The sequence below is a fragment of the Chitinophaga sp. YR627 genome (assembly GCF_900114995.1).
Classification (GTDB): Bacteria; Bacteroidota; Bacteroidia; order Chitinophagales; family Chitinophagaceae; genus Chitinophaga.
In genome coordinates this window covers 915,202-927,607 of sequence record NZ_FOUX01000001.1, presented here as the reverse complement: position 1 = coordinate 927,607, position 12,406 = coordinate 915,202, and the positions used below count along the sequence as shown (strand labels likewise).

General features: G+C 46.1%; 11 protein-coding genes. All 11 read right to left on the bottom strand.

What is annotated here, in order from left to right; genetic code table 11:
* Nucleotide 1: 1 nt before the first annotated feature.
* From wecB (BMZ72_RS03310) to BMZ72_RS03260, 11 genes are read right to left on the bottom strand one after another with little or no spacing between them, the layout of a single operon-like run.
* A complete protein-coding gene (gene wecB, locus BMZ72_RS03310) occupies nucleotides 2-1,153 on the bottom strand; it encodes a non-hydrolyzing UDP-N-acetylglucosamine 2-epimerase (protein WP_255373089.1) in 1,152 nt (383 codons plus the stop codon).
* Between the two features lie 23 nt (nucleotides 1,154-1,176).
* Nucleotides 1,177-2,295, bottom strand: coding sequence for a polysaccharide biosynthesis C-terminal domain-containing protein (locus BMZ72_RS03305; protein WP_089805221.1), 1,119 nt, complete (start codon nucleotides 2,293-2,295; stop codon nucleotides 1,177-1,179).
* On the bottom strand, nucleotides 2,292-2,750 hold the full coding sequence (locus BMZ72_RS03300; protein ID WP_089805218.1) for a WxcM-like domain-containing protein: 459 nt from the start codon (nucleotides 2,748-2,750) through the stop codon (nucleotides 2,292-2,294). The genes BMZ72_RS03305 and BMZ72_RS03300 overlap by 4 nt, the downstream gene beginning before the upstream one ends.
* On the bottom strand, nucleotides 2,719-3,756 hold the full coding sequence (locus tag BMZ72_RS03295; RefSeq protein ID WP_089805216.1) for a polysaccharide biosynthesis protein: 1,038 nt from the start codon (nucleotides 3,754-3,756) through the stop codon (nucleotides 2,719-2,721). Before BMZ72_RS03295 ends, BMZ72_RS03300 begins: the two co-directional genes overlap by 32 nt.
* Before the next feature lie 6 nt (nucleotides 3,757-3,762).
* Nucleotides 3,763-4,899 (bottom strand): glycosyltransferase, encoded by a 1,137-nt coding sequence (locus BMZ72_RS03290; protein WP_089805214.1) that lies wholly within the window; start codon nucleotides 4,897-4,899, stop codon nucleotides 3,763-3,765.
* Nucleotides 4,900-4,940: 41 nt separating this feature from the next.
* Entirely contained in the window at nucleotides 4,941-6,431 is a 1,491-nt protein-coding gene (locus BMZ72_RS03285; RefSeq protein ID WP_089805212.1) for a right-handed parallel beta-helix repeat-containing protein, read from the bottom strand.
* A gap of 60 nt (nucleotides 6,432-6,491) precedes the next feature.
* On the bottom strand, nucleotides 6,492-7,649 hold the full coding sequence (locus BMZ72_RS03280; protein ID WP_089805210.1) for a glycosyltransferase family 4 protein: 1,158 nt from the start codon (nucleotides 7,647-7,649) through the stop codon (nucleotides 6,492-6,494).
* Nucleotides 7,650-7,675: 26 nt separating this feature from the next.
* Nucleotides 7,676-8,743, bottom strand: coding sequence for a non-hydrolyzing UDP-N-acetylglucosamine 2-epimerase (gene wecB / locus BMZ72_RS03275; protein WP_089805208.1), 1,068 nt, complete (start codon nucleotides 8,741-8,743; stop codon nucleotides 7,676-7,678).
* Nucleotides 8,743-10,053 carry an O-antigen polymerase gene (locus BMZ72_RS03270; protein WP_089805206.1) on the bottom strand — a complete coding sequence of 437 codons (1,311 nt, stop codon included), beginning with the start codon at nucleotides 10,051-10,053 and terminating at the stop codon, nucleotides 8,743-8,745. Before BMZ72_RS03270 ends, wecB (BMZ72_RS03275) begins: the two co-directional genes overlap by 1 nt.
* Before the next feature lie 7 nt (nucleotides 10,054-10,060).
* Nucleotides 10,061-11,347 (bottom strand): oligosaccharide flippase family protein, encoded by a 1,287-nt coding sequence (locus BMZ72_RS03265; RefSeq protein WP_255373147.1) that lies wholly within the window; start codon nucleotides 11,345-11,347, stop codon nucleotides 10,061-10,063.
* Nucleotides 11,348-11,380: 33 nt separating this feature from the next.
* Nucleotides 11,381-12,406 carry a Gfo/Idh/MocA family protein gene (locus BMZ72_RS03260; RefSeq protein WP_089805202.1) on the bottom strand — a complete coding sequence of 342 codons (1,026 nt, stop codon included), beginning with the start codon at nucleotides 12,404-12,406 and terminating at the stop codon, nucleotides 11,381-11,383.

Below are 12,406 nucleotides of genomic sequence, written 5' to 3'. Positions count from 1 at the left end.
ATCATTGATTTTTGCTCCATACAACCCTGTTTACATAATCAGTATAAGACAGTATAATTCTCACTACTTTATCCGATACATTTGGCATACTATAATCCCCTACTTCCCGCAATGTGCGTTCCTCCCCTCTTTTCTGTGATGCTAACTGTGCCAGTCCCTGCATGATACGCTCCGGATTCAGCCCTACCATCATTACAGAAGCCTCTTCCATTGCCTCAGGACGCTCATGCGCCTCTCTTATATTCAATGCCGGAAAGTTCAGGATAGACGACTCTTCGGATATCGTACCACTATCTGACAGCACCGCCTTTGCATGTAACTGCAAAGCGATATAATCACTCAGGCCCATCGGCTTCATCAGCTTCACCAGGGGATCAAATGTCACGCCTTTTGCGTCGATCATCTTCCTGGTACGCGGATGTGCAGAGACGATCACCGGGTACCCAAACTGCTTTGCAATACCATTTAACGTCGTCACAAGGTGATCGAAATTCCTGTCTGAATTAATATTCTCTTCCCTGTGTGCAGACACCACAAAGTATTGCTGTTCCTGCAACTCCAGGGTAGTCAGTATACCTGATTGTTTTACTTTAGGCAGATAGTAATGCAGTACCTCATACATCGGACTACCCGTTTTTATCACCCTGTCTGGTGGCAGTCCTTCCCTGAGCAGGTACTCTCTTGCGATGTCGGAATAAGTCAGGTTGATATCGCTGATATGATCTACGATCTTCCGGTTCGTCTCTTCAGGTACGCGTTGATCAAAGCAACGGTTGCCCGCTTCCATGTGAAAGATCGGTATCCTTCTTTTCTTGGCCGGAATGGCGCAAAGACAGCTATTGGTATCGCCCAGTACAAGAAAGGCGTCCGGCTGTTCTGCTTCCAGCACCGGGTCGATCTTAATAAGGATCTGCCCGATCGTCTCCGAGGCCGTCTTACCTGCCGCTTCCAGGAAGTGGTCAGGCTTACGCAATCCCAGGTCTTCAAAGAAGATCTGGTTCAGCTCATAATCATAATTTTGTCCCGTATGCACCAGCACATGTTCGATAGCTTCAGATTCATCCAGTTTCGCCAGTACTCTGGCCAAACGTATAATTTCCGGGCGGGTTCCTACAACAGTCAGTACTTTCAGTTTCTTCATTGTGTTACTCATAACTGGTTTATACGCGATGCTTTTTAAACGACTTCAAAATAGGTATCAGGGTCCTGCGGATCAAAAAACTCATTGATCCAGAATACGGTGTACAGCTCTTCCTCTCCCACATTTTTGATATTATGCGTATACCATACCGGCATGTCCACATAAGAAGGGGTATCCCCATCCAGCGCAAAACTCAGCACCTTATCCGTATTGTATTGCCGCAACTCTATCACTGCCTTTCCCCTGATGACCAGGAAACGCTCGATCTTACGGGTATGAAAATGATTGCCCCGGGTGATCTCCGGTACCGTCGTTGAAAACGATACCTGTCCGCCCTGCTGGAGTTTCACCATTTCCACGAATACCCCTCTGTTATCGGCATGTTGTTTCAGTTTATAAGGAAAATAGGATGCATGATCAATAAAGCTGCGGAAGGTATTAAACAGCTGTACACTGAATTTATCCGGTAATGCCGGGAAGATCCCCTCTTCCAGGTAAAGATCCCGGTAAGATTCCAGTTTCTCCAGTATCTCGCTGACATAACATTCCGTGGTATGCGGCACCAACCATAAAGGGTCATTTTTTGCCTCTCTGATGCCCGTGATGATATGATCGGCCAGTTCATCGACATAGATCAGTTTCAGCTGTCCGTCATTATCAATATGCGGCTGTTCTCCGTTACATAACTGGTGACAGAAGGTAGCAACCACCGAATTATAAAAAGGCTTCCCAAAAGGCCCGAATACGTTAGGAATAACCATCCCCGTAAACGGTGCATGGATTTCCGCCGCCCATTCGCGCAGCAACTCCCTGCCCTGTCTTTTCGATTGTCCGTAGGGATTCTCCCTTTCCTCCTGTGTGGAAGAAGAAAAGATCACCTGCGGCGCCGCCTGTGTCGATTTCAGGGCTTCCAGCAGTTTTATCGTCAGTTCTACATTCGTATCATGTACCACCTGCGGATCAGGGTGACGGTTCATAGCTGCCAGGTGAACGATCACGTCACACTGTGACACCCAGTTTGCCAGTTCACCGGCATTTTCGAAATATTCCCGCTTAAAAGGGACCAATGCAAATTCTTCTTTCCGCAAACTGATCCTGTTGAACAGATAGCTTCCGATAAATCCATACTGTCCTGTAATACCGATTCTTTTCATGCAATAGTGATATGAGCTGTTGCCTGCTGCCAGTCAAACCATAAGTGCTGATCAAATGACCAGCGGTCAGCAGCAGATGCTTCCAGGTTAAGATTTGAATAAACCATCAGCACAGATCCGGGCTCCAATGCTTTAATGCCATTGGCGTAACCAGCGGGGATATGTAATACCGCCGGCGTTCCTTCTTCGAGTATGACATGTTCTGCCGGCAGATCGGGTGATGGCTGTTCCCAGTCATCCACTTCTACCCAGGCGATCACAAATCGTCCTTTTACCACATAAAAGAACTTTTCTTCAACCTTGTGTCCCTGCCAGGCGCGGATCACACGCTCATCAGGATGAGTGATCTGATAAAAACGCCTTACATCAGGAAAGGTAAAGTCGTTCACGAATTGCAAGGTACCCCGGTGGTCGCTGAACTGGTTACCCTTTATATAATTCACCTTCTCCGACATGACTATTACTTAATTGTTCCTGTACATAATCCAGTTTCAGCAGCATGTTACGCAGCTCATCGTCTGAGAGACGGTAGGTGTTGTGCGAATGATAATCCTGTGCTTCTGCAATCCGCTCGTTACCTTCGGAGAAGTATTTCGCATAATTGAGGTCCCTGTCATCCGCCGCAATGCGATAAAACTCACCCATATCTTCTGCCTTACCAAATTCTTCGCGGGTCAGCAGTGTTTCATAGAGTTTCTCCCCGTGACGGGTACCAATAATATTGATCTCACTCCTGGATTCAAACATGTCTATCAGTACACTGGCCAGTTGCCCAATAGTAGCTGCTGGCGCCTTTTGTACAAAAATATCGCCGGGATTGGCGTTCTTATAGGCAAACAGTACCAGCTCCACCGCATTATCCAGCGACATCATAAAACGCGTCATTTTCGGATCGGTAATGGTCAGTGGCAAACCCGCCCTGATCTGCGAAATGAACAGCGGGATCACCGATCCTCTGCTCGCCATTACGTTGCCGTAACGGGTACAGGTGATCAATGGTTGGTTATGCAATCTCGCTTTGGAAATCGCCACCTTTTCCATCATCGCTTTGGAAATACCCATGGCATTGATGGGATATACTGCCTTGTCTGTACCCAGACAGATCAACTTTTCAATCTTATGTTTTATCGCTGCTTCTACCACATTTTCCGTCCCCAGTACGTTTGTACGCACGGCCTCCATGGGATAGAATTCGCAGGAAGGTACCTGTTTCAAAGCAGCGGCATGGAATACATAATCTACGCCGTCCATGGCGTTATCAATACTACGGTAGTCGCGTACGTCTCCCATAAAGAATTTCACCTTATCGCTACGCAGCAGGTTACGCATATCGTCCTGCTTTTTCTCATCACGGCTGAAGATTCTGATCTCCCGGATATCAGTAGGTAAAAACCTTTTAAGTACAGCGTTTCCAAAGGAACCCGTACCACCGGTAATAAGCAGGCATTTATCTTTAAACATGAGTAGTTATTTAGCTAAGTTCAAAAATTTATCATCGATGAATTTTCCGATATCATCCCAGGTCTTGGAACCTTCCAGGATCTCCTGTCCGCGGCATAGTTTATACTCCATTGTATTGGGGTCGCTGAATGCGTCCACGATCTTGTTTACAATATCTTCCGGATCATGTGGATCGAAGTAATAAGCGGAATCGAGACATACTTCGTGCGCAAAATCCATATCGCTGGTGAATATCAGTTTACGGAAGTGCATCGCTTCAATGTAAGATCCGGAGAAGGATTCCAGCAATGTAGGCAGGAACAGTCCATCCTGCGTAGCATACACTTTACCCAGTTCTTCCAGCGGAACATTACCATGATTGACGATAATATGGCTCAATCCCATTTTTTCTATCGTGTCCAGGAAGCGCCTGCTGCCTTCATTTTCTGCCCGGTCGATCGTCACCGTGATCTTAATCGGCAGCTTCCTTTCCGCGATCAGTTTCCCTGTTCCGTATAATATCTCGTAGTTCTTATGCGGATAATACTTGGCGATAAACAGCAGCCTGATCTCCTTTTCCGCCTCACTTCTTCTTGGCGGAGGCGCAATGCCACTGGTATAAGAGACCGCATTCGGGATCACCACAATACGCTCTTCCGGAATCTTGTACAAACGGCTCATACGTGAACGCATGGACTCAGTCTGTACACCCAGCATGGAAACGAAGCGCAGATTGGTCCTTATCAACCGGAGTGTATTCATGATATACCGGTAGAAAGGTTTGTCGTTCTTCCGGATTCTTTTCCATACAATACTTTCCGGATACGCCACATATGCCTGATGTATCAGGAGGAACTGCGTCTTTCTTGTCGGGATGGCAATATTGCCCAGACTCAGGATGAAGTCTGTCTTTGTAAATGCGATCCTCAAGGGCAGCAATACATAATTGTATATGATCTTTGATACAGCATGATTATATATCTTATCATATACCAGCAATTTTACCTTTTTGTTGGCTGCGAATCTTTCATAACCGCAGCCGGCAGGTACGGTTACGACCATCGATGATACTGCAGGGTGTAAAGAATAATAGTTGATAAGGTTGAATCCGACGGTCCTGCCACCGCCGAATCTCAGGTTTGCAGCATTAATGAATAATTTCATTGTCTGTTAATGTGTTTTTCATACGTGGCGTTGCGCTGCTGCTAATTATTCCGGTTCCTCATAATCCTGCTGCCACCGGGCGCCACATTTGATACTTTGATGGAATTGTCTATTGTATTCTTATTTCCGATCAGCTCATTATCCTGTATGTCCAGGTCTTTCAGCTGATTGTTATAACCGGGGCTTGTTTTATCATCTTCTCCTACCAGATTGATCACATTGGTGGATGTACCATAAAATTTGTTATTGGCAATACGGATGTTTTCTCCTGTCGGGATATTCCTGAACCGTTTCAGAAAACCATTGGAGGAATAGGCTGGTCTGCCGGTGTTACCGAATTGTCCGCGGATAGCCAGTTTTGCGATATCCCTGAACTCATTGCCTTCGATCACGTTTCCATTGGTATTTCTCATATAAATACCTGACTCTTTCACGCCGAGGATCTTATTATTCCTGATTGCCGTATCGAAACCATAAATACAGACGATACCATATCTGTTGGAATTGACGATGGTGTTATCCTCTACCGTACAACCCACGCCCCCACTTACCGTAATAGCGCCTCTTCCCAGCGTTTCTGTATTGTCTGAATTGATCAGTGTATTCGTCACTTTATTCCCCTTCACGATCGCACCGTGCGTTTTCATGACATAAATACCCATTCCCATGTTATTAGTAGTACCGTCTTTTGCGCCGATATTGCTGATCGTGTTATTGATAATAGAAGTCGTGAATAAAGTGGAATCTTCATAACTGGTTTCGTAAGAAATGATCCCATAGCGCAGACAGTTACTGATGGTGTTACCAATGATCTTATTCCCGGAGCCATGGGTCATTACGGCAATACCATGTCCCAGTGTCTGTGCGCCGTCAATGTTATTATTACTGACCTCATTATCTGTATGCGCATATCCTGTTCCGGAATACCCGATCATAATACCGCTTCCATCATACCCTTTGGGGAGTGATAATGCAGGCGACTTAATGGTATTTCCTGTAATTACGCATTGGTTACATCCCTTATTGGCGTTTCTGTTCAGGAAAATATTAAAGCCGCTGATACCGGTAAAAATGCAGTTCTTCACCGTACTTCCTGATACGCCATACAATGAAATACCATATCCCTGATACAGATCAGGGGCAGACTGACCATTTCCCTGTAAAGTGGCATTTTCAACACTACAGTTATCATTCACTATAACAATACCCCCATTGGTGTTATTGGCCAGTTTCAATGATGCGCCTTTTGCAAATACCATCCGTGTACCAGCAACAGCCGTCCTAAGCGTCCTGCTGATCAGATATTGTCCTGCGGGGAATGACACGATCTTGTCACTTGCTGTCGCTGCCTGATTCAATGCCTGCTGAATCGCTTTTGTATCATCTGTCGTACCATCACCTTTTGCGCCAAGTGCCTTCACGTCAATTGCAACGGGTTTATAGACTGATAATGCGTACGTTTTACCGGCGTCTGAAGTACATACGAGAGAAAAAAATAGCAAAAACGCCACCTGCACGATCCTGATAGTCATGATATTATCATTTAAATTGAGTATAAATAGATATCATCTTTACCAATGCAAGTTTGAGGCCTATTCCAGATAACGCTCTGCAATACTCTTCCAGGACATCTCGTTCATGATGAGCTCCCTGCTGCGCTGACCCATTGCCTTTCTTTCCGCTTCATTATTGATCAGGAAATCATAAGCATTAATGAGGTCCTGCATATTATCTTCCTTAATGGCGATACCGTTATTGTTCTTATAACGCTCTGTCAGGAAGTCACAGCAAACGATGGGTACGCCGCAGCTACAAGCCTCGATCATCGACATAGACCCCTGTCTTGGCCAGGAAGCAATATCACTGGCGGAATAGATCGCCACCAGCTCTTTATTGGTCACAGCAGGCAGCATGATCACTTTTACCCTGTCTGCTACCTTGGCGGCATGTAACTCCAGCTCTTCGCGATAATTAGCCTCCATGTTACCTACATAAAGGGCAACGATCTTCTTATCGCCCAGCTTGTCTCTTAACTGATCCAGCGCGACCAGTGTATAATGCGGTGCTTTTTTGAAGGTATGTTTACCGGTGTAGGTAATCACGATCGCGTCCTCATCTATCCCATTACGCTTTCTGAAGGCAGCAGCCTGTTCCTTTTCAAAACGGAAGAGGTTTGTATCTGCGCCCAGTGGTATCATCTCTACCCTGGATTTAGGATAGCGGTAAAAGTCAACGATATACTGTACGCACTCATCTGCTACACCCACGATCCTGTCGGCGCTTTTGTATACTTTCTGGAAATTGAAGGTCTTGTAGTAAAGTTTTCCGAGGATCGAACGGTTGACTTCAGACATCAGCATATGGTCATCTACCAATAGCTTAAAGCCCATGGTTTTCTTCCAGCTTGACACGCGCAGCGCGTTGAAGTTGCCGATACCATGACACACCACCAGGTCTGGCCGGAGTCTTCTCAGGACCCTTTCCAGCCCTTTTAACCATACGCGTTTGCTGACTTCGAACGCGACAGGCAGTTTGATCACCCGGTAACCTTCCAGGTCATATTCACCTGGCTCATGGATCCTGTTACCGAGCACTGGTTTTGTCGTATTCTCATAGTCAGGGAAGGGAAAATATCGCTCGGAGGTCACCACCGTTACTTCGTGACCCATCTTGGCATGTTCAATTGCTAAAAAATATTCCTGATAGCCAAGTTCCGGCTGGAAGTAATTGCATAAGTGTACGATCCTCATATGTTCAGTATTATGTGACTTAATAATTAATTAAACAATCCGGCTACGATCTTTTCGGAAGCGTCGCCATTACCATACAGGTCGAGGGAAAAGTCATTGTCTTTGTGCAACAGCGCATGATAGGCTTCCAGGATCTTACAGGTATCGCTGCCTACGCATACCGCAAATCCATTGTCCACCAGTTCTACCCATTCCGTCTCATCCCGGAGTGTTACACAGTTCTTTTTAAAGTAAAAGGCTTCTTTCTGTAATCCGCCACTGTCTGTCATCACCAGACTACAATGGGTGATCAGATTCAGCATATCAAAGTATCCTACCGGATCGATCATATCAAAGTTGACAGTGATAGCATGCTTAGCCAGTATATTACGGGTACGTGGGTGAATCGGTACCACGACCCTGATACTACCTGCTATCTCATTAATAGCGTTTACGATGGAGCGTAATCTGTTGAGATCATCTGTATTCTCTGCACGATGAATAGTGCAGAGTATAAATTTGTCCAGTCCGAGTGTGTCAATAATGGCCGATCTTTCTTTTGCTTTCTGCGAATAGAACAATGCCGCATCCAGCATCACATCGCCGGTTTTATGGATCTGTCCGTCCAGTGCCGCATAGCCTTCCCGTAAGAGATTATCGACGGCTGTCTGCGTCGGACAATACAACTTATCAGAGATCCTGTCTGTCAGGATCCGGTTCACCTCTTCCGGCATCCGGATATTGAAACTGCGGAGTCCTGCTTCTACATGCGCCACTTTTATATGGATCTTTTTAGCGGCCAATGCACCGGCAATAGTGGAATTCGTATCACCATAGACCATCACATAGTCCGGCTTTTCATTCAGCAGAATGCTTTCAATCCCTTTCAGCATTTCACCCGTCATAGCGCCATGCGACAAACCATTTATGTTCAGATTATAATCAGGCGACGGAATCTCCATTTCTTCAAAAAAGATCTCCGACATATTTTTATCGTAATGCTGCCCCGTGTGGATGATCACTTCCCGGATACCCGCATTTTTCAGCATTTCCCTGCTCACAACGGCGGCCTTTACGAACTGCGGTCTGGCCCCTAAAATGGTAACGATCTTCATTATATAACTTTAAACTGTTCGGTATACTCAAAGTCAGACGGGCCTATATAAATCCTGCGACGTCTTCTGTCGCGCAGGAAATAAGCCAGTATCGGCAAAGTAATCAGACCAAATCCTATCAGCGATGTGATCAGCCCCGAATTGATCATGGAGAAGATCCCGATCAGCAGTGCCGCCATCAGTGCTTTCTGCAGGTAATTATTTTTGCGGTATAACAGGAAGTCGAGGTACGACAGCAGATACCCTACAAAGATGGATTGTATCACTACACCGAAATAGGAGAAGTCTACATACGCATCTGCAATAAACATCGCATTGAAGGAGGCATGTTCCAGTCCGCCGGTAACTGCCACGTGTGCCGGCACATAGTTATCAGACGAAAAGAAATCATGTACCAGGCGGATGTTCATGCCATTGGTAAATGGTAAAATATCCGGATAAAACCTGGGATAAAGCTGCAATACGCGAATCGGTTCTACAAAGATCCTGTGTCCGATCAGGTCCAGTGCCGTACCGGCATCACCTGCGTTGGTCGCTACCAGGTAAACACCTATCAGCAGTGGAATAATGAGCGAAACATACAGTAAGGACTTTTTGAAGTTGATCCGCACGTTAAAGAACAGCATCATGAAAAATAACAACTGGCAATAAAATACAACGAATGACGACTTACTCATGTTGGCCAGATAGGAAATACTCAGTAATACGGCAAAAGCAAATGCGGCAAATACCAATATGGGATTTTTCTTTTGCAGTGCCAGTCCGATAAACACGAAAGCCAGCAACCTGCCAATTCCGGAGGTAGTATACACATAAAAAGGCGCGATCCAGCCGGTTACACCTGCGTCCTGTCTCAGCTGCTTGATCAGCTCAGCATCCGCCAACGGGTTACTCATCAGGGTACCCAGTGAAGAAATGCCGCCATACAAAAAGAGACCAGCAAAGATGATTGCTGCACTAATCAGCAGCAGACCGTAAAGCAGTCCCTGTTTTATCTTCACTTTTTCCTCTGGCAGATAATCAGTCCAGTTACTGTAGTTGGTGTATGCTACGCGCCTTTTACCCTTTATTTCCCGGAATAAAAGCTTCCCTATGAAAAATCCGATAACAAAGCAGCTGAGCATATTCACGGATGTAATGGCATAATTCTTTTCAAATAGCTTCTCCGAAGCATTGTATATAAAGAATGCCGGACCGTAGAAGAGTAAGAATAATCCGAAGTAGATATTGAACAAAGAGAATCTGACCCCTGCTTTAGTGTAAGCGAGGATTACAAAAGATAATATGACACCGTATATATAAAACGCCATAGCGCTATCAGATTTTATACTGCTCTTTCGAGTACTGATAAGTGATGTAGATGGACACCAGACTGAATACACAATTGCTCAGTGTAAACAGGCTGATAGACATATACGCATCGTTAAAGAACTTCGCTCCTGCCCATAGTGCGCCTACACCGATCACGGTATTGCACAGTTGCAGCCGCATGTATGCTTTCTGCCGGCCGATCACATTGAACAAAGTGCTCAATGGCGTTGCAATGAAATCAAGCGCCAGCATGATACAGATGATCCTGGCGAAATAACCGGAAGATTCCCAGTCCTTGCCAAAGAAGATCACGAACAAAAAAGGCGATACGATCCAGAGCACGAGGTAAATAGGCACCGACAGTAAGGTCAGCTTACGCAGCGTGGCCTTAAATAGCTGGTCACAACTCCCTTTATCCCGGATACTGTCGATGGCATCATTCCTGAACACATTTCCGATGGAGGTGGTCAGTACGATATTGGGCACCCGCAGCATCCTGTTGGCCAGGGAGAAGAAACCGACTACGATTGCATTGAAAAGGAAAGAAAAGATGATCGGTACGACCTGTTGAGATGTAGTCAGCAGCACGCCTGAAAATGTCATGTACTTCGGAAAGTTGACAAAGCGTACCGCTACTTCTTTGATCCTGGCTGCCTTTACTCCCCGGAAACTTTTTTCCCGGATCATACCAAACAGCAAAAAGGTATTTGCGCCCAATTGTCCCATCAGCAATCCTGCTATCAGTCCCCAGGCACTCAAACCGATCAGGCCAAGAACGATATTGATCACAGTTGCTACCACTGCCTGTGTCACCAGTGAGGTAGAGATCTCCTTATAGGACTTCCGCCGCTGATTCCAGTAGGTCTGTGATGAATAAGCGGCCGTCATAAAGGTGTAGACCGGCACCAGGAAGATGACAGGCTGGTGTAACAACGAGGAGGACTGTAATACGGACCAGCTGCTCTGCCTTAACACCAGGATCAGCAGGACGTAAAACATCGCCATGATGAATGAATTCAGCACGGTCAGCGCTACTACATTGATCGCTTCTTCATCCTGCTCCGGCAGGCCGATTGCCAGCTCATACCTGCCGGTACTGAGGATGGCAGCCAGCATACTGACGCTGGTAAACAGCGCCAGTACACCAAAATCTACCGGGCTATAGATCCTTGTCAGAAAAGGAGATGCTCCGAAAATGATCAGCTGACTCAAGACCGTGCCTGCTGCCAGTGTAGAGACATTCCTTAAGAAAACCGAATTCCTGACCCGGGATATATAACCGTTTAATGACACACTTTTCAAGTCCTTTTTGTTTTTAACACCCTGTTAGCATTGCTGCGCTGCTGCATAGATCCGTTCGATGATATCCACTACTTTCAACCCTTCCAGCGCGTTGGTCGTAATAGCAGCCCGCTCTTTCATCACATCCACCACATTTTCTATGATGTAATGGTGATTGGCAGCAGAACCTTTATAGGAACCGTAATCATTACCCGGATTGGTTGGCGGCAGCGTTGGCATGGTATAGTCCCTCACCTTGCAGATCTCGACTTTATCCATGTACTGCCCACCGATCTTGATAGAACCTTTCTCCGCGATCACTGTCAGTGAACTTTCCAGGTTCTCATTCCAGATGGAAGTGGAATAGTTCAGCGATCCCATACCACCGTTCACGAAGTTGAAGTTCACAAATCCGCTGTCTTCAAAATCGATCACACCTCTGTGACTGAAATTGGCGCATTTGGCTTTGATGTTCTCAATGTCTCCGAACAGCCAGTACATGATATCGATGAAGTGAGAGAACTGTGTGAACAGCGTACCGCCATCCAGTTCTTTGGTACCATGCCAGTTGTTCGGCGTATAATAACGGGAATCCCTGTTCCAGTAACAGTTGATCTGTACCATGTAAATTTTACCCAGGACGCCCTGTTCGATAACCTGTTTCATCCATACTGTTGGCGGGGAATAACGGTTCTGCATTACGGCAAACAGGTGCTTGTGTACATGCAGTGCTTTGAAGATGACACTTTCTGCATCTTTCCTGTTCAGCGCCATTGGTTTTTCAACGACGATGTTCTTTTTAGCTTCCAGACATTGCAGGGCCTGTCTGGCGTGATAGCCATTGGGGGTGGCTATGTTGATTACATCGAGACCTTCTGCTACTTCAGAGTACAGCAGATCGTCCAGTGAGGAGAAAAATGGGACCTGATACTTCTCGATGCCCAGCGTGTGTCTGGGACTGTTATCGACTAAAGCGACGAGTTCAGCTTCCTCATTCCGGAAGATCATCTCTGCATGTCGCTTGCCGATGTGACCACAGCCGATTACGGCAAATTTTACTTTGTCACTCAT

Coding starts and splice junctions, on each gene's coding strand:
- wecB (WP_255373089.1), bottom strand. CDS start 1,153: ATGAGTAACACAATGAAGAAACTGAAAGTACTGACTGTTGTAGGAACC.
- BMZ72_RS03305 (WP_089805221.1), bottom strand. CDS start 2,295: ATGAAAAGAATCGGTATTACAGGACAGTATGGATTTATCGGAAGCTAT.
- BMZ72_RS03295 (WP_089805216.1), bottom strand. CDS start 3,756: ATGTTTAAAGATAAATGCCTGCTTATTACCGGTGGTACGGGTTCCTTT.
- BMZ72_RS03280 (WP_089805210.1), bottom strand. CDS start 7,649: ATGAGGATCGTACACTTATGCAATTACTTCCAGCCGGAACTTGGCTAT.
- BMZ72_RS03290 (WP_089805214.1), bottom strand. CDS start 4,899: ATGAAATTATTCATTAATGCTGCAAACCTGAGATTCGGCGGTGGCAGG.
- BMZ72_RS03300 (WP_089805218.1), bottom strand. CDS start 2,750: ATGTCGGAGAAGGTGAATTATATAAAGGGTAACCAGTTCAGCGACCAC.
- BMZ72_RS03270 (WP_089805206.1), bottom strand. CDS start 10,053: ATGGCGTTTTATATATACGGTGTCATATTATCTTTTGTAATCCTCGCT.
- wecB (WP_089805208.1), bottom strand. CDS start 8,743: ATGAAGATCGTTACCATTTTAGGGGCCAGACCGCAGTTCGTAAAGGCC.
- BMZ72_RS03260 (WP_089805202.1), bottom strand. CDS start 12,406: ATGAGTGACAAAGTAAAATTTGCCGTAATCGGCTGTGGTCACATCGGC.
- BMZ72_RS03285 (WP_089805212.1), bottom strand. CDS start 6,431: ATGACTATCAGGATCGTGCAGGTGGCGTTTTTGCTATTTTTTTCTCTC.